We start from the raw sequence: 26,501 nt of genomic DNA, 5'->3' as shown, positions 1-26,501 counted from the left end.
CCGCGGCCCCGAGGGGCCGTCGGGACCGTCGGCCGGGCTCACGGCTCGCTCGGGTTGGCTGGCACCCCGCCAGCGTAGGCGCGTTGGGACTCGGTCCGTTGTGTTCCTGCCGCGTTCGCCTGGATCCGGCGCACGGGTGTTGTCGCCTGGTCAGTGGCCTCCGTGGCCCACGTCGGATGCGGCCCGGTTCCGGTGACGTCGGCCACTGCCGGGGGCTCGTCGATGGGCGGCCCACCGCTCGGCGGCCCGTTGGAGCCGCCGCCGTCGTGGCGACCTACGCCTGAGCGCCGGCGGCGCCGGCGGACCAGGCGCAGCAGGACCGCGGCGGCGAACAGCCCGACGGCGGCGTAGGTGATCGCGGTGGCGATCGTGCCGTAGGCGGTGGAGCGCACCAGGATCCGCGCCGGCTGGGTCGTCAGCCGTTGTTGGCCATCCGGCGTCAGCACCTGGACGAAGACGGGGAACGACCCCGCCGCGTCGGAGCTGACAGAGATCAGTACCTGCTTGACGCCACCCGGCTGGACGGTGACGGGAATCCTGGACGCCGAGCGCAGCCTGGTCTTGTCGTTGGCCGACAGGGACACCATGACCGTCATCGGGTACGCGTTGCCCTCATGGGTGTCGCTGAGGTTGTTCACGGTCAGTGGCACCGTGCCCTCGCGGCTGGTCAGGGTGACCTTGGCCGAGGCGACGACCTGGATGCCCGAACGGATCAGGTTGGTCCGGCCGTCGACCTCCTGGCTCAGTCGCACGGCACCGGGGCGGTCGGCGCGCCAGCTCACCGACAGCGCGGTCAGCAGCGTGTCCTTCATGGGCTTGACGACGGTCTCGCGCAGCTTGCAGTTCGGGGGGTTGGTCGTCACCACCGGGTTGGCCTCGGAGACGACTCGCGTGCACAGGACCGGGTCGAGCAGCGCCGCCTCGTCGCGCAGGTGCTCGACCGCCTCGACATAGGAGGTCGGGATCTCCCGGTCGGCCGCCCACTGCGGGTAGGTCGGCTCGCGGCGGGTGGTACCCGCGGTCGTCGTGGTGGCGGACGGTGCGGTACCCCCGGTCGAACCTCCAACCCGGCCCGCTGCCTCCGCCGTGCCCACGGGGTCGGTGGGCAGCACCGTCGGCTGGTAGAAGGGCTGGTAGCCGGGGTTCGCCTGCGCGCCGAGGGCCTGCAGCACCTGCCGGGCCACCTCGGCCGACGGGTTCCAGTCGCGGGGGAGCGCCAGCACGGTGAGACGGCTCTGGCTCGCTCGCTCAAGGGTGATCATGGCCAGCTCGGCGAGCACGTCGCCCAGGGCCTTCGGCTCGTTCGACTCGGCTGCTGGCGTCGTGACCAGCTCGGTCAGCTTCGAGTCGGCGGCGAGCGCGTGGATCGGGCCCGCCGAGGTCTTCTGGCTGGTGAGCGCGGTGGGGGTCACGTTCTTGCTGGTCGCCGGGATCAGCCGGTCGTCCAGGATGACGGTCGACATCCCGACGGTCTGATCGGCGAGGAACGCCAGCGTCGCGTCGTCGGCCAGTCCGTCCACGGGGTAGGCGACCTTCACGTTGGCTGAGACGTCGGGGCCGAGCACGTCGGCGACGACCGTGCGACCCGTGTTCACCGCCCAGTTGGCGTCGTAGAGCTTGCCCGCGTGGACGAGCGCGGCGAGGTCGACGTCGCCCCAGGGCAGCGCGAACACGGTGTTGCCAGGGGTCCTAGCGAACGCGCCCAGGTGGTCCAGGAAGGTGGCCGCGTCCGCGCTCGGAGGCTGTTCCCGCACGCCGCCCGGGCTCGCGTAGCGATAGCAGGGCGCGCGGACCGTCGTGCACACGGCCGCGATGTCGTCGTACGTGTCCCTGCCGGCCATCACCTGCAGGGTCTTCAACAGCGTCGGGTCGAGGGCGAGCGCGACCGTGGACCGCTGCCCGCTGGTCGGGGCGAGCGCCTCCAGCAGCCTGGCCAGCCGGCCAGCCGGCTTGATGTCCTCGGCCAGCCCGTTGTCGGTCAGCATCCCGTCCGAACGCAGTCTCGGGGGGGCCGAGATGGGCAGCACGGTCGAGATCGCGGTCGGCTTCACGGACGGCTGCGGCGGTGCCCAGACGAGGAACGTGTAGGCGGCGGCGATCAGGGTTCCCGACCTCATGACCGAGACCCGCATCGGATAGATCGTCAGCTGGGTCTTGCTCACCTTCTGATCCAGTTGGGCATCGAGCGTGAACGTGTGGTCGGGCGTGAGGGGCACCTCGCTCAGCGGGGCGCGGTAGGTGACGCTCGTCGGCTTGTCACGCACCTCTTCGAGCTTGGCGCGGCCGCCAACGCCACTGACACCACCGTTCATCACCGCCACCTCGACCACGAGATCCTGCCCCGAGTCCGAGGGCGCCAGGTCCACGTGTCCGCTCAGCGAGAGCGGGACCCCCGGAGAAGCGATCGGGACGTAGCTGTCCAGGACGACGCTGGTCTTCGTTACCGCCGCGGCCGCGCCCGTCCCGGCGCCCGTCCCCGAGCTGGCAGAAGCGCTCGAGGCGCCGGCGGAAGGCGTCGCCGTCCTGCCTGTGGATGAGGCTGTGGACAACCCTGTGGATGCTGTGGATGAAGCAGCTGACGGCGCCGCCGGCAGTCCGGTCAGCGTCGCCACCAGCGCCACCGCCGCCGCCAGGTACGCGGGCCGCCTGCCCACCCGCTGCCGGGGGCCGGAGTGGGTCACGCGCTGGCCGCCAGGAGCGCGGGAACGTCCTGCAGGAGCCGCCGTTCGTCGGCGTAGGCGAGCCGGCCGGCCACCTGGTCGAGCGGTACCCAGGCGACGGCGCTGACCTCGACGTCCGCGTCGGACAGCTCGCCGGCGGTGCGCAGCAGCAGGTAGTGGTGCACGGTCTTGTGCACGCGCGAGCGGCCCGCGACGAACCAGAAGTCGATGGTGCCCAGCGGCGCCACGATCTGCCCTGTCACGCCGGTCTCCTCGGCGACTTCACGGACCGCGGCCTCCTCGTTGGTCTCGCCGCCCTCGACGTGGCCCTTCGGCAGGGACCAAAGCAGCCGGCCGCGTCGATCCCGCCGGGCGATCAGAGCCGCGTTCGCGTGGCTGGAGCGGCCGTCCAGCACGAGACCACCGGCCGACGTCTCCTCCGTCCGGCGCAGCCGGCGACGGCCACGGGAGGAGGACGGCGCCGGCATAAAACGATCGTACGAGCATCGGATGAGCCGTCCCCGGCGACTGTCCGGCTTGTCCGAATGAGGGCTGGGGCAGGCGGACGCGGTTGGCGATGGTTGGAGCCGGTTCGGTGTCGATGCGGTGGTTGAGCTGGTGGCGAACCATGCGGATGGCGGCGGGGCGGATCGAAGCCGGTGAGACCGGACCCGGTGGGAACCGTGCGCCGCGCCGGTCCTGGTCATGATCAGAAAACCGGTGGGGGGCGCCGACGATGGCCGCTACCCTAGGCAGGTGTCTGTGATCAGTCTCGACAACCCGCGCGACTCGGCTGAGCGCGTGGTCGCCGGAATGCTGAAGGTACCGCCGCTCGCCGACGAGCTCGGGCGGATCTTCGCGGCGCACGGGCACGCGCTGCACCTCGTCGGCGGCACCGTCAGGGACGCGCTGCTGGGCCGCCTGACCGGGGTCGGCGGCACCAGTGGCGCCCCGGACCTGGACTTCACCACCGACGCGCGGCCCGAGCGGGTCCTGGAGATCACGCGTGCCTGGGCGGAGGCCACCTGGGAGGCAGGGATCGCCTTCGGCACCGTGGGGCTCGCCCGTCGCGGCGCCCGCCTCGAGGTGACCACCTACCGCGCCGAGAACTACGACCGTGACTCGCGCAACCCGACCGTCTCCTACGGCGACAGCCTCGAGGGCGACCTGGTCCGGCGCGACTTCACCGTCAACGCGATGGCGGTGTCGGTCCCCGACCACCAGTTCGTCGACCTGTTCGGCGGTATGGCCGACCTCTCCCGCGCGGTGCTGCGCACCCCCGGGCCGCCCGAGGTCTCGCTCGACGACGACCCGCTGCGGATCCTGCGGGCGATCCGGTTCGAGGCGCAGCTCGGCCTCGTTCCCACCCCGGAGCTGGTCGACGCGATGACGGCCCGGGCCGAGCGGCTGCGGATCGTCTCGCCGGAGCGGATCCGGGACGAGCTGCGCAAGCTGGTCGTCTCCGCAGACCCGGTCGGCGGTCTGCGGCGGCTGGTCGACGTCGGTGCCGCCGCCGTCACGCTGCCCGAGCTGCCGGGACTGCGGATGGAGATCGACGAGCATCACCAGCACAAGGACGTGTACGCGCACACCATGACCGTGCTGCGCCAGGCGATGGACCTGGAGGACGACGGCCCGGACGAGGTGCTGCGCTGGGCCGCGCTGCTGCACGACATCGGCAAGCCGCGCACCCGGCGGCACGCGCCCGGTGGCGGCGTCTCGTTCCACCACCACGAGGTGGTCGGACGGGACATGACCCGCAAGCGGCTGGTCGCGCTGCGCTTCCCCAAGGACGTCGCCGACGCGATCACGCTGCTGGTGTTCCTGCACCTGCGTTTCCACGGCTACGGCACGGGTGAGTGGACCGACTCGGCGGTCCGCCGGTACGTGCACGACGCGGGGCCGCAGCTGCGCCGGTTGCACAAGCTGGTGCGTTCCGACTGCACGACCCGCAACAAGCGCAAGGCGGCGATGCTCGCCCGCCACTACGACTCGCTGGAGGAGCGGATCGCGGCGCTGGCCGCCCAGGAGGAGATCTCCGCGATCCGCCCGGAGCTCTCCGGCGACGACATCATGGAGATCCTCGGCCTGCGGCCGTCCCGGCTCGTCGGTGAGGCGCGCCAGCACATGCTCGACTTCCGCTTCGACATGGGCATGGTCGGCCGCGACGCGGCCGTAGCGGAGCTGGTGCGCTGGGCCCGCGAGCGCGGCCTGGAGATCCCCAGCGAGGCCGCCGACGGCGTGGTGCCGTCCGGGTCGGCGCCCGTGCCCACGGGTGACGCCGAGGCCAAGGCCGAGGGGCAGTAGCCGGGCGGGTTACTGCTGGCGGCCGGAGACAGGCTCGTCGAGGACGTCGGCGGCGGGACGGGCGGCGGGCGGCCTGCCTGCCGCCTGCCCCGCCGCCGCCTGTCCCACCGGCACCGAGATGGCCGGGGATTCGTCCAGGGCCGGGCCAGCCGGCGCGCCGACGGCCCGGATCCGCATGTCGACCAGGTGGCGGCGGGCGGCGCGGTAGTAGACGACGCCCGCGAGCAGGTAGCCAAGGCCGGCGGCGACGATCGTCGGCGACGAACGGCCGTTCGTCGGCACTACGACGGCGGCCAGGGCGGCCGCGGCGACGAAGGCGACGTTGAACAGCAGATCGTAGAGAGAGAACGCGCGGCCGCGGTAGGCGTCCGGGACCTCCTCCTGGACGATCGTGTCGACGCAGATCTTGCTCGCCTGCGCCGAGAACCCGAGCAACAGGCCGGCGGCGACGAACAGCGGTGACGAGAACGGCAGACCGAGCACGATCTCCACCACGCCGCCGGCGACGAGCACGATCATGATCCAGCGGGCCTTGGGGATCCGGCCGGTGACCCTCGGGGTGACCACGGCCGCGGTCACCGTTCCGACGCCGCTGGCCGCGACGGTGACGGCGAGCCCGCCAAGCCCGCCGCCGGTTCCGGTGAAGTAGTTGCGGTACAGCAGGATCGTCATGACGAGCACCAGCCCGTAGGCCGCCCGGGAAGCGGTCAGCGCGGCCAGTGCCCGCCGTACCGGTCCGGTGCGCCAGAGCACCCGCGCTCCGTCGGCGAGGTCGAGGGCCACCTGGCGGAACTGGGTGGTGATACCGGCCCAGCCGATGATCTTCTCGGGGCCGAACATGTGCCGGTTCGCCAGCCGCGCGGCCGTCGTCGCGGCGCCGAGATAGGCGAGGCCGGCCAGGCCGGCCACCAGTGCGACCGAGGAGTCGCTGCCGCCCGTGAGGCTGCGCAGCCCGCTTCCGGCGCCCGCGCCGACCAGCGTCACCACCGTGCCCGACGTGACCGACAGCGCGTTCGCGCCGATCAGCCGGTCGACGTCGATCACTATCGGCAGGCCGGCGGAAAGCGCGGCGAGCACGAACCGGTTGACGCTGACCACGGCCAGCGCCATGACGTAGAAGTCCGCGCCGGTGTGGCCGGCGGCGATCAGCGTGACCAGGATCATCAGTAGCGCGGCCCTGGTCAGCGAGCACACAACCAACACCCGTTGGCGGGACACCCGGTCGAGCACGACCCCGGCGAACGGCCCGATGACGCTGAACGGCAGCACCACGATCGCCAGCGAGGCGGCCAACGCGCCGGGGGAAGCCGCTCGTTCCGGGGAGAACAGCACGTAACTCACGAGACAGGCCTGGAAGATCCCGTCGGCGGTCTGCGAGGTCAGCCTGGCGGCGTACAGCGCCCGGAACCCGGGCACGCCCAGCAGCTCCCGCAGTTTTCCGGCCCATCCCATAGCCCAGCAGCCTAGAAGCCGGTCGGGTGGGAAACGTGCGGGAGGTGCTGGTTGGGCATCCGTTCAGTGCCCGGGCGGCGGGGCGCGGGCGTGGTGTCCTGAGGGCTGGCGGAATCCGCGTCGCCGAGGGTGCCAGCTTGGGGCCCGTTGTCCAGGGGGCGGTCGACGACACCACTCTGTGTCATCGCGAGCCAGCCCATCGTCGTTCTGCGTCGGGCAACTGTCACGAAACGTGGCCCACGGGCGGGAACGATGGCCCAACTATGTCACAACGTGTGTTGAGGGTCGCGATGATCCTTCACTATGCGTTATGTTCGGCCTCTCGTCCCCGGAGGGCCGTGGTCGCGCCAGACAGTGGCGGGGCCCGGCGTCGCCGCGGACCCTTAACCGAGGCAGCCCGCGGAGGTCCCGCCCGATGGCCGATGCACGTCATCGTTCCCGTCATCGTGTCGCGGATGAGCGCTCCACCCGACCGGCGAGGATCCTGATCCCGGCGCTCGTGGTGCTGCTGTTGGCCGGCGGCGGCTACCTCACCGGCACCCGGCTGCTGGGCGGCAAGGGCGCGGGCGGTGCCTGCGCGGCGACGATGATGATCAGCGTGCGTACCGGGCCGGCCCTGACCACGGCGCTGACCCAGGCCGCCACGGGCTACAACAACGGACACCACCAGGTGCTCGGCAAGTGCGTCCGGGTCAAGGTGGAGACCGTCGACAGCGGTCAGACCGCGAGCGCGATCGCCGCCGGCTGGACGGACTCCGCCTACGGCGCGGCGCCCGACGTCTGGGTACCCGAGTCGGCCGACTGGATGGCGCTGGCGAAGACCAGCGCCGCCGGCGCCAAGATGCTCGGCGAGGGCGGGACGGTGGTGGCGAGCTCGCCGGTCGTGCTCGCGATGCCGCGGCCGATGGCCACCGCGCTCGGCTGGCCGGGCCGCCAGCTCAGCTGGGCCGACCTGCGGGCCAACGAGGGCTCGGCCTCGTTCTGGGCCGACCGCGGGCATCCGGAGTGGGGCACATTCAAGATCGGATTCCCCAGCCCGGAGACGTCGTCCGCCGGGCTCGCGGCGGTTCTCAACGTCGTCGCGAGCAACGTGGGCCAACCGTCGTCGGCCCTGACGGCGGAGCAGTTCTCCGGCGACCTGAACACCAAGGGCGCGATCCTCACCTTCGAGCGCGGCGCCGACCTGGTCACCGACTCGGACACCGACCTGGTCTCCGCCTACATCGGCTGGGGCAAGGATGCGCCGGCGCACATGTCCGCGCTCGTACTGCCGGAAAGCCTCGTCTACCAGGTGAACATGGGCACCGGCACCGCGACCGCGGACGACGCGGACGCGGACGCGGACGCGGACGCGCTCCCCGGCGGGCAGTACGGCCACGATCCGGCGGAGGTCCCGCTCGCCGCCGCCTACCCGACCGACGGTCTGGTCGTCGACGAGGCCACCTACCAGCCGCTGGCGCTGCCCGCCGGCTCCGACCGCGCGGCCGCCGCCCAGGACTTCCTGGCCGAGCTGACCGGATCTTCCGGCCAGGCGACCCTGGCCGCCGCGGGCTATCGCTCGCCTGACCGGACCAACTCCAGACTCACCGAGAAGGCGGGGTTCGTCCCGGCGCTACGGACCACGCCACGCACCGATCTCGACGGTAAGACGATCGACGGCGCCCGGCGCACCTTCCTGGGCATTCACCAGCGCGGTAACACTCTGGCCGTCTTCGACACGTCCGGGTCGATGGACCTGATAGTGCCGGAAAGCGGTGGCAAGACCCGGCTACAGATCGCCGTCGCGGCGGCGCATGCGGCGATCCCGCTGTTCGCCAAGGACAGCCGCCTGGGGCTTTGGCAGTTCTCGACCGGCCTCGACGGCGCCAAACCGTACCGAGATCTGGTGCCGGTCGGGCTGATGAGCGAGTCGGTGGCCGGTGTGCCTCGCGAGCAGGCGCTCCTCACCGCGATCGACGGCATGCGGGCGAAGGGCAGCACCGGCCTCTACGTGACCGCCCTCGCCGCGTTCCGAGCGCTGTCCGCGCAGTACGAGCCGGAGAAGCCCAACCAGGTCGTGTTGCTGACGGACGGACAGGACGAGGACAAGTCCAGCACGTTGACCCTCGCCCAGCTGATCCAGACGCTGAAGAACGAGTTCGACCCGAAAAGGCCCGTCCACATCATCACGATCGGTTACGGCGCGGACGTCGACCAGAGCGCCCTGAACCAGATCTCCGAGGCGACCGGCTCCAAGTACTACCCCGCCCAGGATCCCAACTCGATCTTCCAGGTGATGGTCAACGCCCTTACGGATCGTTAGGTTCCGTCCGGTCGTCAGTTCCGGTCCGGCGCGGCGCGACGAGCGGCGCGCCGGACCGGCGGGCCCCCGGTGCCGATGGTGTACCTCGTCACGAGGTGGTTCCAGCCGCACGAGGCGCACACCTCGACGACGTAGATCTGCAGATCGCTGAACCGGGCGGCCAGCTCGGGGAGGTCACTCGACGCCCAGGCCCGCCCGGAGGTCGAACCGAGTTCGTCGCCGTAGCTGTACGTGACATGCACGAGCGGCTCGCCGGGCTTCGGACGCTGGGGGTCGCCCGCGTGGCAGACCGGGCAGCTCTTGCTGGTCTGTTCGCCGTGGTGGCGCGCCGCCCGCAGCAGGTACGGGTTGGCGTCGCAGACGTCCTGCTGGGAGACCCGTCCGGCGTGCAGGTCGGCCAGCGTCGCCCGGCGGACGAGCGCGTAGTCGATGACCGACCGCGGTCCCATGCAGTCACGGTACCTCCGGCCCCCCACCGCTCCGCCATAGCCGAAATGAGCGCTTGTCGTGACGTTCGGCGCGAGCCGGGACCAGGCGGGCAAGCGGCGGCCCGATCCGCCAGGAGCTCCGGGTCCGTGCGTGACCAGGCCAGATAGATCGGGCGTCACTCGTGTGCCTCTGGCCGGACGCCAGTGAGACATCCCCTGTTGCCATGGTCGTCCCGACTCGTCTATGGTCGATGTATCGCCTCGATATGTTCGGACGACATGTTGAGTCGACATGTTGGGCCGACACAGTCGAGCCGACACAGTCGAGGTGAGAGGTCAGGGCGCGGAGCTGAGGCGCCCTGGCTGTTCCTGGCAGGTCAGACGGCGACGGCGATGCGGAGGGAGGGCACGCGGTGCTGGAGCTCGCGGTGCTCGGAATCCTCGCCGAGAGCCCGATGCACGGGTACGAGCTGCGCAAGCGGCTCGCGGCCGTGCTCGGCGCCTTTCACCGGTTCAGCTATGGCTCGCTGTACCCGGGCCTGCGCAAGCTGCAGGCCGAGGGCTACGTGACCGCCGACGACGCCGGCGCGGCGAGCCGGATCGGTGGGCGCAGCCGGGTCGTCTACACCCTCACCGCCGAGGGCAAGGAGCGGCTCGCGGAGCTGCTTGGCGAGGGCGGCCCGTCCTCGTGGGAAGACGAGATGTTCGGCGTCCGCTTCGCCTTCTTCGGCAAGACGGACGCCGCGGTGCGGCTGCGCATCCTCGAGGGCCGGCGCAACCGGCTCGAGGAGCGGCGCGAGAAGGTCCGCTCCGCGCTCTCGCGCACCCGGGAGCGGTTCGACACCTACACGCTCGAGCTGCAGCGCCACGGATTGGAATCCGTCGAGCGCGAGGTTCGCTGGCTCACCGAGCTGATCGAGACCGAACGCGCCCAGGCCCGGCCGGGGGCGGCGAATCTGGATCTGCCAGAGCCAGGGTCTCAACCCTCCGCGCAGCCGTCGGCGCCTCGGCCGCTCGTTCCGCCGCTGACGCCACCCCCTGCAACGTCCCAGGACCCCGACGGTGAGGTCCCAGGGGCCCGGTGAGCTTCGCCTGCCGGCGCGGCGCATCCGGTCCTGCACACATATTCCCGAGTAGTCAGAAGGAGCAGACCGTCATGGGTTCGGTTCGTGTCGCCATCGTCGGCGTGGGCAACTGCGCTGCGTCTCTCGTCCAGGGGGTCGAGTTCTACCGCGGCGCCGACCCGTCCGACCAGGTACCCGGGCTCATGCACGTGAAGCTCGGTGACTATCACGTCTCCGACATCGAGTTCGTCGCCGCGTTCGACATCGACGCGAAGAAGGTCGGCCGCGACCTGGCCGAGGCGATCGTCGCCAGCGAGAACAACACGATCAAGATCGCTGACGTCGCGCCGACGGGCATCACCGTCTCCCGCGGCCACACCTACGACGGCTTTGGCAAGTACTACCGCCTGACCGTCGAGGAGTCCGACGAGCAGCCGGTGGACGTCGTCGAGGTCCTGCGCTCGACCCGGGCGGACGTGCTGGTCTGCTACCTGCCGGTCGGCTCCGAGGACGCGGCGAAGTTCTACGCCCAGTGCGCGATCGACGCGGGCGTCGGCTTCGTCAACTGCCTTCCGGTCTTCATCGCGGGCGTCCCCGAGTGGGCCGAGAAGTTCCGTGCCGCGGGCGTGCCGATCGTCGGTGACGACATCAAGTCCCAGGTCGGCGCCACCATCACCCACCGGGTGCTCGCCAAGCTGTTCGAGGACCGGGGCGTCATCCTGGACCGCACGATGCAGCTCAACGTCGGCGGCAACATGGACTTCAAGAACATGCTCGAGCGCGAGCGGCTGGAGTCCAAGAAGATCTCCAAGACCCAGGCGGTCACCTCCCAGCTCTCGCACGACCTCGGCAAGGACAACGTCCACATCGGCCCGTCGGACTACGTCGCGTGGCTCGACGACCGCAAGTGGGCCTACGTCCGGCTCGAGGGCCGCGCGTTCGGTGACGTGCCGCTGAACCTGGAGTACAAGCTCGAGGTCTGGGACTCCCCGAACAGCGCCGGCGTCGTCATCGACGCCGTCCGCTGCGTGAAGATCGCCCTCGACCGGGGCGTCGGCGGCCCGATCCTGTCGGCGTCGAGCTACTTCATGAAGTCCCCGCCGGAGCAGTACCGCGACAGCGTCGCCCGGGACAAGGTGGAAGCCTTCATCCTCAACGAGGAGTAGGAACTCGGCGAGGAGTAGGAGACGGCCGCGCATGCGGTCGGTTACGCACGGCGACGAGGGCCGGGCATCCGGAGGGGGATGCCCGGCCCTCGTCGCCGTTTCGGCGCAAGTCAGCGCACCTGCCCGGCAAACCCGCCGCGAGGCAACTTCCCGATGGCCTGACGCGTCTGCCTGGGAGGCGTCCGGTGCCGGACGCTGGGTTTTCGGGCTCCGGCCACCGCCTGGACGACAGGTGACCGGGGCCTGAGGACGACAGCGCGGTAGAGGCAAGTGATCGGGGCAGGGGTGCCTGCCGGGGCGGTCGGGCTGGCATGAGATCCTGGGCTGCCATGTACCGAACGCGACCGAGCCTCCTACCTTGCCCCGGTCGCGGTGCGGGAAGGACGGGACGGCTTTGAGCCTGCCGAACGATCAGGAACCGGTCCGTCGGCGCCCAGCGCCCCCAGCGGGCGGCTACCTGGATGACGCCGCCGGCGGCCCACGCGACTATGACGGCCGTGCTCGCCCTGGACGACCTGACCGGTATGAGCGGCCGGACCTCGACGAGTTGCCGGGCCGGCCCGACCGTATGGGTCGGCCCGAGCGCGCGGACGAGACGGCCCGGCCCGAGCGGCCGGTCGCCGGCCGTGGCCCGCGCCCCGGCCCGAACGGCGGTCCCCGCCCGGTGGGCGCTCCCAGAGCGGGTGCTGCCCCCGGCCAGACTGGCGGCGCGACCCCCACCGGCCGCCGGCCGGTCGCCGGCCGCGGAGACCGGACCGGCGCCCGCGCCGCGGCCGGCGAGCAGCCGTCGGACCGCCCGTCCTATCACCCGCGCGCCACGGCCAACCGCGCGCGCGGCGGGGCCACCACCACCATGGCCGTCGACAGCAGGACGCGGGGGGTCTCCGACCGGGGTCGCCGGCCGATGCACCCGGCCGAGCAGGACGCCCTCTACGACACCGTCGACCAGGCCGCGCTCAGCCGGATCGAGCTGAGCGATCGCGACGACCAGGCCACCACCTATCGCCGCGTCGCCTCGGACGGCGCGACCCAGGTGGGGCCGCGTCGGCCGGCGGGCTCCGGCAACCACCGCCGCCCGGCGGGCCCGGACGGTCTGACCGGTCCCGACGGCACCGGTCCCAGGCGCGCCGCCGCGGCGGCGGGCGCCAAGCCGGGGCGCAGGCTCGGCACGCATGGGCCCAAGTGGTGGCGGGCACGGCCGCTGTGGCTACGTCGGCTGGTGGTGTTCGGCTCGCTGTCCAGCGCGCTGCTGGTCGTCGCCGGGCTCGCGATCCTGTACTCGATGACCAAGGTGCCGCTGCCCGACGAGATCAAGACCGGCGACCAGACCTCCGTGATCTACTACGCCGGCGGCCAGCAGGAGCTGGCCAGGATCGGCACGGTCGACCGCCAGAACGTGCCGCTGTCGCAGATCTCCAAGGACGCCCAGCACGCGGTGCTCGCCGCCGAGGACCACAACTTCTACAACGAGCCGGGCATCTCGTACCGCGGTATCGCGCGCGCCATGGTCGCCAACGTGAAGGGCGGCGGTGTCCAGCAGGGCGGCTCGACGATCACCCAGCAGTACGTGAAGAACGCCTTCCTCACCCAGGACCGCACGTTCTCCCGCAAGATGAAGGAGATCGTGATGGCGGTCAAGCTGGACCAGAAGTACTCCAAGGACCAGATCCTCGAGTTCTACCTGAACACGATCTACTTCGGGCGGGAGACGAACGGCATCGAGGCCGCCTCCCAGGCCTACTTCGGCAAGCCCGCCAGCCAGCTCACGGCCGCCGAGGGCGCCGTCATCGCGGGCCTCATCCGCTCGCCGAACAACCTCGACCCGAAGAAGAACCCGGACAAGGCCAAGCAGCGGTGGAACGAGGTCATCAACACGATGATCTCCGAAGGCTGGCTGAAGGAGAAACCGGCCTACCCGGAGAACGTCCTGGACAAGAAGAACAACTCCAACAGCTCCGACCAGGGCAGATACATTCAGGACCAGGTCATCCGCGAGCTCGAGGCGCACGGCATCTCCGAGGACCAGGTCAGCACCGCCGGGCTGCGGATCACGACGACGATCGACTACGGCCGCCAGGCGGCGGCCTTCAACGCGGTCAACAGCGTGATCGGTCCCGTCTACCCGAAGCTGTCGAACCTGAAGACGGGCCTGGTCGCCGTCGACCCGAAAACCGGCAAGGTACTGGCGTGGTACGGCGGCTCGTTGTACGGCAAGAGTCCGACGACCGGCCAGGAACAGTACCTGGACAACGTCTCCGGGGCGGCGATCCCGTCCGGCTCGACCTTCAAGGCCGTCACCCTGATAACGGCGCTGAGCAACGGCGCGAGCCTGAAATCGACATATGAGGCGCCGGACGAGGTGACGCTGAAGGGCACCACGACGGAGGGTGACTACGTCGTCCACAACGACGAGGGCGATCCCAACTTCCGGTACACCGATCTCGCCACCGCCACCGCGGCATCGCTGAACACGGTGTACGTGCCACTCGGCCAGAGCATCGGCGTCTCGAAGGTCATCGCGATGGCGAAGGATCTGGGCGTCACGTCCCCACTGGACAACGTCGCCGGTGTCACGCTCGGCCAGGACTCGGTGCACGCCACCGAGATGGTCTCGGTCTACAGCACGCTGGCCAGCGGTGGTGTGCGCACGACCCCGCACATCGTCGACAAGGTCCTGAACAATGACGGCCACGTCATCTACCAGGGCCAGTCGGAAGCGGCGACCGTCCTCCCCCCCAACGTCGTCAACGACGCGACGTACGCGCTGGAGCAGGTGATCGCGAGCCCGAACGGCACCGGCAAGACCAACGCGAAGCTCGCCGATGGCCGGCAGGCCGCCGGCAAGACCGGCACCGTGCAGGAGTACCGCTCCGCCTGGTTCTGCGGCTACACAGCGGGCTCGAACAACATCGCGGCCTGCGTGAACATGTTCCGCGGAGACGCCAAGGTCGACAAGGACGGCCATCCACTGCCGGACCAGTCACTGGCGCATGTCGCCGGTGCGATCACGGGCCCGGGCGTCTACGGCGGGGACTGGCCGGCGAAGATCTGGAAGGTCTTCATGGACGCCGCGCTCAAGGGCCAGCCGGCCGAGAAGTTCGATCCGCCGGTCTACGGCGGCGAGATCACGAACGCCTCCCCGTCGCCGACCCCGACGCCCGACCTGCCGACGTCGCCGACCGACGGCCAGCTGCCCGGTCTGCCCGGCATGACCTACAACCCGCTGGACCCGCTCGGCATCAACCGCGGCCGGGGGACCAACAGCGGCACTAGCGGAGACGGCAGCGGTAACGGCGGTGGCAACGGCGGCGGTGACGGCACGACCGAGACCGCCGCCCCCACGCCCAGTCCCACCCCCGCCGGGGGCGGCGGAATCTTCCACGTCGGATAGGGATCCGGACCGGGGACGGCGGATGGGCTGACCAGGGAGAAGCCGGTGGCGGCGGCGTGCGCCGTCGCCGGCCTTCCTGGCCGCCGCCGTCGGCCCTCGAAGGGTGGCCGACCGGGCGGCGGCAGACGGGCGAGCCCGCCAGCCAAGGTGCAGGCATTGTCGGAGTCAGGATCGCCGGAGTCAGGGCGGACCGGAGCGTGTATCACAATGGGCGCATGACAGCGGGGCGCGGATGAGGCGGCCGGTATGACGACCCCCGACGCACCGGTCACCGACCGGGCTATGACGGCGGACGAGGCGGTGAGCCCCAGCCTCGAGGATCCGATGGCGCGGGGCGCGAGCGAGCTCATCGGTGGGCCGCCGGGGCGGCACGCGGTGCTGCCCGACCGGTGGACCTGGTGGACGCCGGTGCGGGTGCTGCTCGCACTGACGATCGTCGTGTGCGGCCTCGGCTACGCGCAGAAGTCCACCTGCCGGGACACCCGGAACTGGACACACGAGTACCAGTACACGCGGATGTGCTACTCGGACGTCGTCGCGCTCTACTCGCAGGAGGGCCTCAAGGACGGGAAGGTCCCCTACCTTGACTACCCGACCGAGTACCCGCCGCTGATCGGCGCCACCATGGAGGTGGTGGCCGCCGTCTCGCGGGTCGCGCCGTCGCAGCGGCCGGTCTACCGGACCGAGAACGGTGACCAGGTCATCGACCACTGGACCATCGACGCCCGGTCCGCGCTGTTCTACGACCTGACCGCGCTGGTCTTCCTCTGCTTCGCCTGCGCGGCGGTCGTCGCCGTCGCGAAGACCGCCGGCCGAAGGCGGGTCTGGGACGCGGCGCTGTTCGCGCTCGCGCCCACGATGGTGCTGCACCTGCTGACCAACTGGGACATCGTCGCGGTCGCGTTCGGGGCGCTGGCCGTCTACGCCTGGTCCAGACGGGCGCCGGTGGCCGCCGGCGTCCTGCTCGGCCTCGGAGTGGCCACCAAGCTCTACCCGGTGTTCTTCCTCGTCGCGATCGGCATGCTGTGCCTGCGCACCGGCCAGCTGCGGGCCTTCGGCCGGCTGGTCGCCGCCACCGCGGCGACCGTCGCCGTCGTCGTGCTGCCGACCTACCTGATCGCCGGCTACTTCATCGGTGACAAGAAGTCGCACGACGGCATCCTGTCGAGCCTGGGGTCCGGCGGCTGGTTCGGCATGCTCGACGGGCACGCGGGCGGCGCCCAGAACGCGGTGGCGCGCTTCATCGACCTCAACGAGCACCGCCCCGCCGACTGGGACTCGCTCGCGTTCGCGGTGCAGTGGCTGTCCGGGGCGTACGACCCCGGTTGGTTCGGTGGTCCGCACCTGATCGTCATCGCGCTGGCCACGTTCGGCCTCGCCGCCGTCGCAGCCGGCCCACTGGTACGCGCGCGCTGGAACGAGTCCGGGGACGACGAGGCGGATGACTCGGCCGGCGTCTCGACTGGCGCGAGTGGAGCGAGTGGCGCCGTCCGCGGGGCGACGCTGGCCGTGGGCGCCGCCGCCTGGCTGGTCGTGGTCATCGCCACGCCGGTCGTGCTGACGGCGGTGCGTGACCACGGCATCTCGGTGTCGGTGCTGAACGCCCTCACCTCGATCGCCCTCATCGCCTCGATCGCCGCGATCGCCGGGCTGTGCTGGTTCGCGCCGCGCCGCCCGCGCCTGCCGCAGGTCCTGTTCCTGCTCGTGGTCGCGTTCCTGGTGACCAACAAGGTGTTCTCGCCGCAGTACACGCTGTGGCTGCTGCCGCTGTACGCGTTGGCGAGACCGAAGTGGCGCGCGTTCCTGGTCTGGCAGGCCGCCGAGGCCTACCTGCTGTTCATGCGCTTCATGCACTTCATCTACAACGACACCAACGGGGCACGCGGGGTCGCCCGTGGCTGGTTCGTCGGCGCGGTCGCGTTGCGTGACCTGGTGCTGCTGGTACTCGCTGGTCTCGTCGTCCGCGAGATCCTGCGCCCCGAGCTCGACGTCGTCCGGGCCAGTGGGGTGGACGACCCGGCCGGCGGCGTTCTGGACGAAGCCGCGGATGCCTACGGCCCGCACCGGCGGCCGGCGCGGGTCCTCGTCGGTGAGGTCGTCGACGGCCCGTCCAGCTCCGGTGGCCTCTGGGCCGATGCGGCGACGGTCGCCGACGATCGCGGGCAGACCGACGGAGGCGGCGCTCCCGGCGCTCCCGGCGGCGCGGCCGGTCCCACCGGCGCGCCCGACGGCGACGTCCTGGAACCTGGCGCGCTGTTCCGGCCGCGGCGGACTGATCCCGAACCCCAGTGAGACCCCTGCACCCGGTGGACCCGGTGGACCCGGCGGGCCCGTCGGCGCCGCCGGGCCCGCCGGATTCGGCAACCTCGCTGGCCCGGCTGTCGTCGTCCGCGAGTGGGTGGTGGGCTCGGCTGCCAGAGTCGGCGCGGGCGACGCTGCCGCTGTGGTGCGCCAGCCGGGTGGCGGTCGCGTTGCTGTCGTTCGCCGCGGCGCGGGTCGTGGTCGAGGGCGCGCTGGGGCAGGTGCCCCGGTTCACCGAGCTGTGGGACCGCTGGGACGTCGGCCTGTTCACCAAGGTGGCGCGTTATGGCTACGTCTCGCCGCACTACTCCGACAAGACCGAGGTCGACTTCCCGGCCTTCCCGCTCGCCATCCGGCTGGTGCACTACGTCGTGCCGAACTGGATCGTCGCGGGACTGATCGTCGTGTTCCTGGCCGGGGCGGTCTCGGCCGCGGCGATCTGGCGGCTGGCCACGGACGACGGCGGCCCGGCCGCCGGCCGGGCGGCGGTGCTGGCAATGATCTTCGCGCCGTACGCCGTGTTCCTGTTCGCCGGCTACTCCGAGGCGCTTTTCCTGGCGTTCGCGAGCACCGCGTGGCTCGCCGGCCGGCGCGGCCGGTGGTGGCTCGCCGGCGCGCTCGCCGCCGGCGCCGCCGCGACCCGGGTCACCGGCATTCCGCTGTGGTGCGGGCTCGTCGTGCTGTACCTCGTCGAACGTCGCCGGGCCGGGCTGCCGGTGCTGGCGTTGCCGGCGCTGTCGCTGGCGCTCCCGCCGCTGCCCGTGTTCGGCTTCCTCTGGTACCTGCATGGCAAGACCGGGGAGTGGAACGCATACACGGTCGCGATGCGCGAGGGTTGGCACCGCTGGGTCGACTGGCCATGGTCGGGCTGGAAGGCGACTTGGGAGTCGGCCTTCCCGGGGCCGGACGGCTCGACGACGTTCACCTGGTTCTGGCGGGCCGAGCTGCTGGCCGTGGTCCTCGGCATCGTGGTCACGATCGCGTTGCTGTACAGCCGCCGGTGGGCCGAGGCGACGTTCATCGGTACCGCCACGGTGCTGATGGCCGCGACCAACTACTACGCGTCGGGCGTGCGCACGATGCTGGTCGCGTTCCCGGTCTACCTGCTGCTCGCGCGGCTCGCCGGCCGGTTCCCCCGGGCGGCGCCCGCCTACCTGTGGCTGTCCGGTCCGGTGATGGCCGCCTTCGTGGTCGCCTTCACCCAGGGCCGCTGGGTCGACTGACCGACGACCATGCCGTCGAGTCGAGTCGGGTTGGACTCGGCCCAGTCGGCCCAGTCGGGCCGGTCAGTGCCGACCGGGCGTCGGCGAGCCCCCGCCTCGAACCAGTTTCTCCGTCACTGTGGGTAGTCGTTTTGGAGATGGCGGCTGGGCCACCGGCCCGTGTGCCGGACTGACCGTGGGCGTCGGCGCCGCGGCCGGCGGTGGCGGCGCGGCCGCCGTCGAGGTCGGCCGCGCCGCCAACCGGCCCGAGGTGGATGGCTCGGTGCCCCCGGCGGGCGGCGCCAACGCGCCGCCCGCCACCAGGACGAACCCGGCCACGACGACACCAGCGAGCAACGTGGCCATGGCCTGTGCCGGGTACGGCATCACGGGCGCCTCGTCCGCGCCGTGCGCCGGCCGCTGCCGATGCGAGGTCACCACCGCCGTCGCCACTCCTTACCCCGGGTCGGCCCGTCCGTGCGCTGGCATCGCGCGGACGGTAACCCAGAGTGACGGTCATGTTGGGGAGCGCGGCGTGGGCGAGCGGGCCGAGCGCCGTCGGCGGGCGACGCGCCCCGCCGATACGGCCACCACGAGGCGAATCGCGTCGTGAGTGCGCCAGGATGGGGACGATGAGTACAGGCGGTGACCTAGAAGGACGCCCGGCCGGAGGCCCGGCCGGCGACGGCGAGCGGGCCAGGAACGCGCTGGCCTACCCGCTCGCCGGCGGGGCAGCCGCCGCCGTGTTGTGCGTCATCGTGCTGGCGGCCGTCGACCCGTCGCCCGGGCGGCACCTGCGCGGCCTGCTCATCCTGCTCGCGATCGTCGGCCTGCTCGCGGTCGTCTGGGGGTGGGCGCGCACCGTGTGGTATGGGCCGGCGGCGGACGGCCAGCCCGGTGACCGGGGTGCCCTGCCCGGCCGGGACGCCGAGCACGTCGAGTAAGCTCGACGCGGCACGGTGCTTGCCTTATCGCGGGCGCCGTCGGCGCGTTCTCCGCCGTGACCCACCACTACGGCCCCGGTACCAGGGATGTCCCGGTACCAACGGCGCGGCAGCGGGGGTGCGGTAGCGAGAGCGCGCATCATTCCCTCCTGCCATGGGTGCAACCCGTGGCCGCCGAGTCCACAGGAGGTGGGTTCAGCCTTGGCACGTCATTACGAACTGATGGTCATCCTCGATCCGGATCTTGAGGAGCGCACCGTCGCGCCATCCCTCGACCAGTTCCTGTCCGTCGTCCGCAACGGCGGCGGCGCGGTGGAGAAGGTCGACGTCTGGGGTCGGCGCCGGCTCTCCTACGAGATCCGCAAGAGCCACGAGGGCATCTACGCCGTCATCGATCTGCACGCCGATCCTGACGTCGTCGCCGAGCTCGACCGTCAGCTCACGCTCAACGAGTCGGTTATCCGCACCAAGGTCATCCGGCTGCCCGACGCGAAGAAGCCGCGCGTCGCCCGCCGGCCGGCCGCCTGACACACCCGCGGGACAGGGGGCACATCCCATGGCCGGTGAGACCGTCATCACAGTCGTCGGCAATCTGACCAGCGACCCGGAGCTGCGGTTCACCCCGAACGGGGCTGCCGTCGCCAGCTTCACGGTCGCCTCGACGCCGCGCACGCTCGACCGGGCCACCAACGAGTGGAAGGACGGCGAACCGCTGTTCCTGCGCTGCTCGATCTGGCGGCAGGCGGCCGAGCACGTCGCGGAGTCGCTGACCAAGGGCGCGCGCGTGATCGTCCAGGGTCGACTCAAGCAGCGCTCGTTCGAGACCCGTGAGGGCGAGAAGCGCACCGTCATCGAGCTCGACGTCGATGAGATCGGCCCGTCGCTGCGGTACGCGACGGCCAAGGTCGTCCGCGCGGCGCGCGGTGGCGGTCCCGGCGGTGGCGGCGGCTACGACGGCCCGTCGGACGGTGGGTACCGAGGCGGCGCAAGCGCTGGTGCTGGTGCTGGCGCTGGCGCCGCTGGCGCCGGTGGCTACAACGGCGGCGCGGCCGGTGCCGGCGGCGCGAGCGGCCCCGGTGGCGGCGGCGGTGGTTACCGCGGCGGTGGCGGCGGTGGCTCGTCCTCCTCGGGGGGCGGCTATTCCGGCGGCTCCGTCGAGGACCCCTGGTCGCAGCCGTCCGGTGGCTACTCCGACGAGCCGCCCTTCTAGCGCCCGTTCGTGGTGTCCGGGCGTCTCTCGCCCGGCGCGCGCCGAGCCGGCTGAGCCTGCCCGCCGCGCGCTTGGCGACTTCGCCCAGGCCGCGATGCTGCCCGGGACCGGACCCGGACCTCGATGGCGCCTCGCGCCTGACGAGGTCTCCGGGACCTCACCCGACTTCGTCTGAATCTAGGAGTGCACAACCATGGCCAAGGCGGCTGTGCGCAAGCCTAAGAAGAAGGTTTGCGTTTTCTGCAAGGACAAGACCGAGTACATCGACTACAAGGACACGTCGCTGCTGCGCAAGTTCATCTCGGACCGCGGCAAGATCCGTGCCCGCCGGGTCACCGGCAACTGCAGCCAGCATCAGCGGGACGTCGCCATCGCGGTGAAGAACAGCCGCGAGATGGCGCTGCTGCCCTACACCTCCACCGCGCGCTGAGGAGGGTGACGGGACATGAAGCTCGTTCTCACCCAGGAGGTGCCAGGTCTCGGCAGCCCCGGCGATATCGTCGAGGTGGCCGACGGCTACGGCCGTAACTACCTGGTTCCCAAGCAGTTTGCGATCATCGCGACCCGCGGCATCGAGCGCCAGGTCGAGCAGATCAAGCGGGCCCGATCGGCCCGCGAGGTCCGTGACCTGGGGCACGCGCAGGAGATCGCCGCGCAGCTCAAGGCGCTGTCCGTGACGCTGACCAGCCGGGCGGGCAAGGAAGGCCGGCTCTTCGGCTCGATCACCGCCGGCGACGTCACGGAGGCCGTGGCGAAGGCGGGCGGCCCGGCGCTGGACAGGCGGAAGGTCCAGCTGACCTCGCCGATCAAGGCCGTCGGTCAGCACACCGTCGCGGTGCACCTGCACCCCGAGGTGACCGCCCAGCTGACCGTCAAGGTCGCCGCGGCCTGACGCGCGGAAGCGGTCACGCGGGGGCTCGGCGCCCAGGCGCCGAGCCCCCGCACGACACCTGCCCGGTGTCCCGGAAACGTCCGGGGCACCGGGCATCGTCGTCTCCGGACCGGCCTGTCCGTGTCATCGAATGTCGGCGTCGGCACGTCGCGTGGTCCACAAGTGGCCCTCGTAAGGCGACGCTCTCCCTGCAGGGGCCCCGTTCGGAGACTTTGGTGAACTTTTTTTGTGTCCACAGGGCGCCGGGGAGAATGCCCAGCCTGACAGCCGATCCTGGCCGGTAAGCCGCTAGTCTGTCCACAGCTCATCGGCCGTCGTCCCGAGGTCCTCCCCAGGTCGTACCGGCGTTGCCCACAGGTTTTCCACACATGCCTGTGGATAACTTTTTGCTGGTCGGGGGCTGTGTTCCCTAAAGTCGGCCACTCAGGGATCGCCGCGGGGCTCCGAGGGCGACGCGCGGGGAGGCGCACGCACGTTCGTCCCCATCCGGCGCGCGCGGCCGTCCCAGCGCTCCTGCTTGACACAGGCCGGCCGCCTCATCGAACATTTGTTCGATGCACGGTACTGGCCTGGGTCGACCAGCACTGGTTGACCGGCCCCGGTTGACCAGCACTGGTTGACCGGCCTGGTCAGCCGGGGGGCGGTACGTAGCGTTGTCGGGCCGTGCTGGAAGATCGTGGACGGGGGGTGAGGCGGGTGACGGTCACCGACATCGCGCGCGGTGGCGGCCAGCCCGTCGAGTTCGACCGCACACCCCCACACGACCTGCCGGCCGAGCAGAGCGTGCTCGGCGGCATGATGCTGTCCAAGGACGCCATCGCCGACGTCATCGAGGTGATGCGCGCGGGCGACTTCTACCGGCCGGCGCACTCCACGGTGTTCGAGATCATCGGTGACCTCTATGGTCGCGGCGAGCCGGCCGACACGGTCAGCGTCGCCGCGGAGCTCGGCCGGCGTGACCTGCTGGATCGCGTTGGCGGCCCCGGCTACCTGCATACGTTGATCTCCAGCGTGCCGACCGCCGCGAACGCGGGCTACTACGCCAGGATCGTCGCGGAGAAGGCCGTGCTGCGCCGCCTCGCCGAGGCCGGCACGAAGATAGTCCAGCTCGCCTACGGCCCGTCGAACGATGTCGACGAGTTGGTCGACCGCGCCCAGGCCGCCGTCTATGAGGTCACCGAGCGGCGCACCACCGAGGACTACTCGCCGCTGGGTGACCTGCTCAACCCGGCCCTCGAGGAGATCGAGGCGATCGCCGGCCACGAGGGCGCCCTCACCGGCGTGCCCACCGGCTTCACCGACCTCGACGAGCTGACCAACGGACTCCACGGTGGACAGCTGTGGATCGTCGCCGCCCGCCCGGCGGTCGGGAAGTCGACTCTGGGTCTCGACTTCGCGCGGGCGGCCTCCATCAAGCACGGAATGACGTCCGTCATCTTCTCGCTGGAGATGAGCCGCATGGAGATCACCATGCGGCTGTTGTCCGCGGAGGCCCGGGTCTCGCTGCAGAACATCCGGACCGGCCGGCTGACCGACGACGACTGGGCACGGCTGGCGCGGCGGATGGGCGAGGTCGCCGAGGCGCCGCTGTTCATCGACGACAGCCCGCACCTGACGATGATGGAGATCCGGGCGAAGGCGCGCCGGCTGCGCCAGCGCCATGACCTTCGCCTCGTCATCCTCGACTACCTGCAGCTCATGTCCTCGCCGAAGAGAGTGGAGAGCCGGCAGCAGGAGGTCAGCGAGATCTCCCGGTCGCTGAAGCTGCTCGCCAAGGAGCTGGAGGTTCCCGTCGTGGCGATCTCACAGCTGAACCGCGCCTCCGAACAGCGTGCCGACAAGCGGCCCCAGGTCTCCGACCTTCGCGAGTCCGGCAGCCTGGAGCAGGACGCCGACGCCGTGATCCTGCTGTACCGCGAGGACACCGTCGAAAAGGAATCCGCCCGGGCCGGCGAGGCCGACCTGATCATCGCCAAGCACCGTAACGGCCCGACCGGCACCGTCACGGTCGCGTTCCAGGGTCACTACTCCCGCTTCGTCGACATGGCGAACTGACCGCCGATGGGCTACTGAGCCCGTCCTGGCGGCTCGTCCTGGCTGAGCCTTCCTCGTCATCCGTCCGGCTGGTGGTCGGAATCGGTCGAGCTACTCCGCGGGGCGCCAGAGGCGGGCTGAGGTGTCGCCCGCGGTGGCGAGGATGTCGTCGGTCGGGGAGAAGGCGAGCGCCCGGACGGTGCCGACGTGACCGGTCGAGAGCTGGCCGAGCGGCTCCGGGCTCGCCGGGTCCTCGACGTTCCACAGGCTGACTGCGGCGCCGATACCGACGGCGGCCGCGAGGGTGCGGCCGTCGGCGGCGAAGGCGACCGCCCGGACCTGGCCGCTCTGCCGGCTGGCCAGCTCGGCGAGGCTTGACGGATGCGCCGGGTCGGTCAGGTCCCACAGGCGGACGGCGCCGAAGCCGGCGGCCACGGCGAGGGTGACACCGTCGGGTGACACGGCGAGCGCCCGCACGTGCCAGCGGTGGTCGGCGAGCGGCGGGCCGAGCGGGCGGGGGACCGACGACGTCAGGTCCCAGAGCCGCGCGGTGTGGTCCGTCCCGGCGGTGGCGAGGATCTGGCCGTCCGGCGAGAACGCGACGGCGAGGACCTTCCCCTGGTGGCCGGCGAGCGGGCGCCCGAGCGGGCGGACGGCGTCCCGGCTGGCGCCGTCGAGGTCGAGCTGCCAGAGCCGGGCCGTCCCGTCGAGGCCGCCGGTGGCGAGCAGCCGGCCTCCGCGGGCGAACGCCACCGAGGTCACCTGGTCGGAGTGGCCGTGGGCGATCCCGAGCGGGTGGTAGCCATGGCCGTCGACGGCGGGCCGCGCTTCGGAGCCGGTGGCCGCCCGCAGCCAGAGCCGCGCCGTGTGGTCGCCACCCGCGGTCGCCAGCGCGCGCCCGTCCGGCGAGTACGCGACCGCGAGCACCCGCCCCTCGTGGCCGCGCAGCGGTTCACCCAGCGGGGACGCGCCGGTGTCGGTCTCGCCGGCGAGCCGCCACACCCGGGCGGTGCCGTCCACGCTCGCCGTCGCGAGCATCCGGCCGTCGGGGGCGAACGCGACCGACGTGACCTGGCCGGTGTGGCCGGCGAGCGGCTCGCCGAGCGGGACCGCGTCGACGGCCGGTCCGAGCCCGACCAGCCCGGCGCGGCGCACGCCGAACCGCCTGGTCGGCCGGCGGCGGCCGGCCGGGTCCGCGCCGCCGTCGACCGGGCGGCCATCGTCGAGTCGGTGAGCATCGTCGGGCGGCCGCGTCCCGCCGGCCAGGTGAGGCGGAACGAAGGTGGTCGCCTCCCGGGTGGGCGGGTCGGTCGTCGCGGCCGGCCGGGCGGGGGCGGCGCGCCCGCGAGGATCTGTCGGTAGGGCCCGGGCGGTCGTCTCCTCGCCGGCGGCGTGGGTGCCCGGACCGGCCGGGGACACGCTGGCCGGGCGCGGCCTCGCCAGTGCGGCGCGACCGGCGTCGATGTCCCGGGCGATGTCCGCGGCCAGCGCCAGCGCCTCTTCCATCGCCGACCGCGCGACCCGTCGTGGAGATGGCGCGGCTGGGAAGATCGCGCCGGCGGACGGGTTGGCCGACGACGGCCGCTGAGAAGGCGGGAGTGGCGCCGCGTCGGGTCTCGCGGTCGCGGCGACCGGCTCGACCGGCTCTTCCGGCTCGAGCGGCGCGTCTTCCTCGTCGTCCTCCTTGTTCTCCTCGTCGTCGAGCTGGGTGGCGCCGACGAGGAGCAGCAGCAGGCCCTGGGCGGTCGGGCGCGTGGCCGGGTCCTTCGCCATCGCCCGGGCGACCAGCTCCCGCAGGCCCGGGTCGAGGCCGGTCAGGTCGGGTTCCTCGTTGACGGCGCGGTAGAGCACCACCGGGCTGGGGCCGTCGCCGTGTGGCAGCCGACCGGTGGCCGCGTAGAGCACGACCCCACCCCAGGCGTAGATGTCGGCTGGCGGGGCGACCACGCCGCCGAGCGCCTGTTCGGGTGCCATGAACGCGGGCGTGCCGACGCCGGCATGGGTGAACGTGGTCGTCGCGTCCATCGCCCGGGCGATGCCGAAGTCGATGACGCGGGCGCCCGATGGCGACAGCATGATGTTGCCCGGTTTCAGGTCACGGTGGACCAGGCCGGCGGCATGGATGGCCGTCAGCGCCGAGGCGACCGCGACCGCCAGCCGCTCCACCTCGACGCCCGGCAGCGGCCCGTCCTCGCGGACGGCGGCGGCCAACGTGCGCCCCTCGATGTACTCGGTGACCAGGTAAGGCCGGCGGGACGCGACGTCCACGTCCAACACCTCGGCGGTACAGAACCGCGCGACCCGGCGGGCCGCGGTCGCCTCCTGGCCGAACCGCTCCCGGAACTCCGGCTCGCGCGCCAGGTCGGGCCTGATCACCTTGACCGCGACGAGCCGCTCCCGGCCACTCCCGCGAGGGTCGGCCCTGTCCGGGGCGGCGGCGCCTGCCGCCGTTTCGCCGTCATCAGCCCCGTCGGGGTCTGCCCGGCGGCCGAGGAACACCGTGCCCATCCCGCCCTGGCCGAGGCGCCCCAGCAGCTCGTAGGGACCAAGCCTGGTCGGGTCGTCCTCGTCGAGAGGTTCCACCCCGCCGCCGCCCGGGCCTTCGACCGTGCCGTCTCCGACCACCATGCCGACGCCCCTGTCGCCCTGGGAAACCGCTGGCTTGAGAGGATATTCGGTGCCAACCCGCCGTTACTCCGCTTCGACGGCACCCGGGATGTCCGGCTGGCCGGCGGCGCCGTCGCGGCGGGTGCCAGACTTGCGGCATGAGCGCATCCGGGGCGGCCGCGGACGGCACCCGTGGCCCTGAGTCCGCGGTCACGGAGATCGCAAGGTTTAACGTGAAACCAGGAACGGAGAGCGACTTCATCGCCGCGTACCACACGGTCCGGCACGAGATCGCGACCTCGCCCGGCTGCCGCTCGATGCGGATGAGCCGGGGTGTCGAGTCACCGAGTTCGTTCGTGCTGATCGTCGAATGGGACAGCCTGGAGGCGCACACCGAGGGGTTCCGCGGCTCCGACGGCTACGGCCGCTGGCGGGCGGCGATCAGCCCGTACTTCGCCGGCACGCCGACCGTGGAGCACGTCGCCGGCGTGGACGTCTCGTCCTCGTCCGCTGCCTCCGCCTCCGTCGGCTCGGCCTGACG

20 protein-coding genes are annotated in these 26,501 nt (G+C 71.7%); 14 read left to right on the top strand and 6 right to left on the bottom strand.

Annotated elements, in window-relative coordinates; genetic code table 11:
* Positions 1–38: 38 nt before the first annotated feature.
* Together FRCN3DRAFT_RS0206025 and FRCN3DRAFT_RS0206020 are read right to left on the bottom strand one after the other, a co-directional pair.
* Positions 39–2,654, bottom strand: coding sequence for a DUF6049 family protein (locus FRCN3DRAFT_RS0206025; protein WP_269799850.1), 2,616 nt, complete (start codon positions 2,652–2,654; stop codon positions 39–41).
* Positions 2,655–2,677: 23 nt separating this feature from the next.
* Positions 2,678–3,148 carry an NUDIX hydrolase gene (locus FRCN3DRAFT_RS0206020; RefSeq protein WP_027140303.1) on the bottom strand — a complete coding sequence of 157 codons (471 nt, stop codon included), beginning with the start codon at positions 3,146–3,148 and terminating at the stop codon, positions 2,678–2,680.
* 274 nt (positions 3,149–3,422) lie between these two features.
* Between FRCN3DRAFT_RS0206020 and FRCN3DRAFT_RS42900 the strand changes: the two genes are divergently transcribed.
* Complete coding sequence (locus tag FRCN3DRAFT_RS42900) at positions 3,423–4,967, top strand: CCA tRNA nucleotidyltransferase (RefSeq protein ID WP_051466156.1); 1,545 nt, start codon at positions 3,423–3,425, stop codon at positions 4,965–4,967.
* A 9-nt stretch (positions 4,968–4,976) separates the two neighbouring features.
* Here FRCN3DRAFT_RS42900 and FRCN3DRAFT_RS0206010 read toward each other — a convergent pair whose 3' ends face one another.
* Entirely contained in the window at positions 4,977–6,419 is a 1,443-nt protein-coding gene (locus FRCN3DRAFT_RS0206010) for an MFS transporter (RefSeq protein ID WP_007516953.1), read from the bottom strand.
* Positions 6,420–6,834: 415 nt separating this feature from the next.
* Here FRCN3DRAFT_RS0206010 and FRCN3DRAFT_RS0206000 point away from each other — a divergent pair, with 415 nt between their 5' ends.
* Positions 6,835–8,721, top strand: a complete 1,887-nt coding sequence (locus tag FRCN3DRAFT_RS0206000) for a substrate-binding and VWA domain-containing protein (protein ID WP_007516952.1) — start codon at positions 6,835–6,837, stop codon at positions 8,719–8,721.
* A 14-nt stretch (positions 8,722–8,735) separates the two neighbouring features.
* Here the strand turns inward: FRCN3DRAFT_RS0206000 and FRCN3DRAFT_RS0205995 are convergent, their stop codons facing one another.
* The gene (locus tag FRCN3DRAFT_RS0205995; RefSeq protein ID WP_007516951.1) at positions 8,736–9,170 is read right to left on the bottom strand and encodes a DUF5318 family protein; all 435 of its coding nucleotides are present in this window, start codon (positions 9,168–9,170) and stop codon (positions 8,736–8,738) included.
* Between the two features lie 392 nt (positions 9,171–9,562).
* Here FRCN3DRAFT_RS0205995 and FRCN3DRAFT_RS0205990 point away from each other — a divergent pair, with 392 nt between their 5' ends.
* The 5 genes from FRCN3DRAFT_RS0205990 to FRCN3DRAFT_RS0205970 all read left to right on the top strand — a co-directional run bounded on the left by FRCN3DRAFT_RS0205990 (position 9,563) and on the right by FRCN3DRAFT_RS0205970 (position 18,294).
* Complete coding sequence (locus FRCN3DRAFT_RS0205990; RefSeq protein ID WP_007516950.1) at positions 9,563–10,234, top strand: PadR family transcriptional regulator; 672 nt, start codon at positions 9,563–9,565, stop codon at positions 10,232–10,234.
* A 71-nt stretch (positions 10,235–10,305) separates the two neighbouring features.
* The gene (locus FRCN3DRAFT_RS0205985) at positions 10,306–11,379 is read left to right on the top strand and encodes an inositol-3-phosphate synthase (RefSeq protein WP_007516949.1); all 1,074 of its coding nucleotides are present in this window, start codon (positions 10,306–10,308) and stop codon (positions 11,377–11,379) included.
* A gap of 664 nt (positions 11,380–12,043) precedes the next feature.
* Positions 12,044–14,770 (top strand): transglycosylase domain-containing protein, encoded by a 2,727-nt coding sequence (locus FRCN3DRAFT_RS0205980; RefSeq protein WP_232793939.1) that lies wholly within the window; start codon positions 12,044–12,046, stop codon positions 14,768–14,770.
* Between the two features lie 246 nt (positions 14,771–15,016).
* Positions 15,017–17,062 carry a glycosyltransferase family 87 protein gene (locus FRCN3DRAFT_RS0205975; RefSeq protein ID WP_007516947.1) on the top strand — a complete coding sequence of 682 codons (2,046 nt, stop codon included), beginning with the start codon at positions 15,017–15,019 and terminating at the stop codon, positions 17,060–17,062.
* Complete coding sequence (locus FRCN3DRAFT_RS0205970; protein WP_007516946.1) at positions 17,059–18,294, top strand: hypothetical protein; 1,236 nt, start codon at positions 17,059–17,061, stop codon at positions 18,292–18,294. The genes FRCN3DRAFT_RS0205975 and FRCN3DRAFT_RS0205970 overlap by 4 nt, the downstream gene beginning before the upstream one ends.
* A gap of 63 nt (positions 18,295–18,357) precedes the next feature.
* Here FRCN3DRAFT_RS0205970 and FRCN3DRAFT_RS53885 read toward each other — a convergent pair whose 3' ends face one another.
* Positions 18,358–18,714 (bottom strand): hypothetical protein, encoded by a 357-nt coding sequence (locus tag FRCN3DRAFT_RS53885; RefSeq protein WP_157845175.1) that lies wholly within the window; start codon positions 18,712–18,714, stop codon positions 18,358–18,360.
* 191 nt (positions 18,715–18,905) lie between these two features.
* Here FRCN3DRAFT_RS53885 and FRCN3DRAFT_RS49210 point away from each other — a divergent pair, with 191 nt between their 5' ends.
* From FRCN3DRAFT_RS49210 to dnaB, 6 genes are all read left to right on the top strand, one after another.
* Entirely contained in the window at positions 18,906–19,217 is a 312-nt protein-coding gene (locus tag FRCN3DRAFT_RS49210; RefSeq protein ID WP_007516944.1) for a hypothetical protein, read from the top strand.
* A 201-nt stretch (positions 19,218–19,418) separates the two neighbouring features.
* Positions 19,419–19,745: a 30S ribosomal protein S6 gene (gene rpsF, locus FRCN3DRAFT_RS0205955; RefSeq protein WP_027140301.1), complete on the top strand. Its 327-nt coding sequence runs from the start codon at positions 19,419–19,421 to the stop codon at positions 19,743–19,745.
* Positions 19,746–19,773: 28 nt separating this feature from the next.
* A complete protein-coding gene (locus FRCN3DRAFT_RS0205950) occupies positions 19,774–20,427 on the top strand; it encodes a single-stranded DNA-binding protein (protein WP_007516942.1) in 654 nt (217 codons plus the stop codon).
* Between the two features lie 193 nt (positions 20,428–20,620).
* Complete coding sequence (gene rpsR / locus FRCN3DRAFT_RS0205945; protein WP_007516941.1) at positions 20,621–20,857, top strand: 30S ribosomal protein S18; 237 nt, start codon at positions 20,621–20,623, stop codon at positions 20,855–20,857.
* Positions 20,858–20,872: 15 nt separating this feature from the next.
* Entirely contained in the window at positions 20,873–21,319 is a 447-nt protein-coding gene (rplI, locus tag FRCN3DRAFT_RS0205940) for a 50S ribosomal protein L9 (RefSeq protein ID WP_007516940.1), read from the top strand.
* Between the two features lie 696 nt (positions 21,320–22,015).
* Positions 22,016–23,374: a replicative DNA helicase gene (dnaB, locus tag FRCN3DRAFT_RS0205935; protein WP_007516939.1), complete on the top strand. Its 1,359-nt coding sequence runs from the start codon at positions 22,016–22,018 to the stop codon at positions 23,372–23,374.
* 90 nt (positions 23,375–23,464) lie between these two features.
* Here dnaB and FRCN3DRAFT_RS0205930 read toward each other — a convergent pair whose 3' ends face one another.
* Positions 23,465–25,981: a WD40 repeat domain-containing serine/threonine protein kinase gene (locus tag FRCN3DRAFT_RS0205930; protein WP_007516938.1), complete on the bottom strand. Its 2,517-nt coding sequence runs from the start codon at positions 25,979–25,981 to the stop codon at positions 23,465–23,467.
* A gap of 212 nt (positions 25,982–26,193) precedes the next feature.
* Here FRCN3DRAFT_RS0205930 and FRCN3DRAFT_RS42890 point away from each other — a divergent pair, with 212 nt between their 5' ends.
* The gene (locus FRCN3DRAFT_RS42890) at positions 26,194–26,499 is read left to right on the top strand and encodes an antibiotic biosynthesis monooxygenase family protein (protein ID WP_483414344.1); all 306 of its coding nucleotides are present in this window, start codon (positions 26,194–26,196) and stop codon (positions 26,497–26,499) included.
* Positions 26,500–26,501: the final 2 nt, after the last annotated feature.

Origin of the sequence: Pseudofrankia saprophytica, assembly GCF_000235425.2 — a bacterium.
GTDB lineage: Bacteria > Actinomycetota > Actinomycetes > Frankiales > Frankiaceae > Pseudofrankia > Pseudofrankia saprophytica.
The sequence above is the reverse complement of the archived record's forward strand: the minus strand, read 5'-3'. Positions and strand labels throughout refer to the sequence as shown.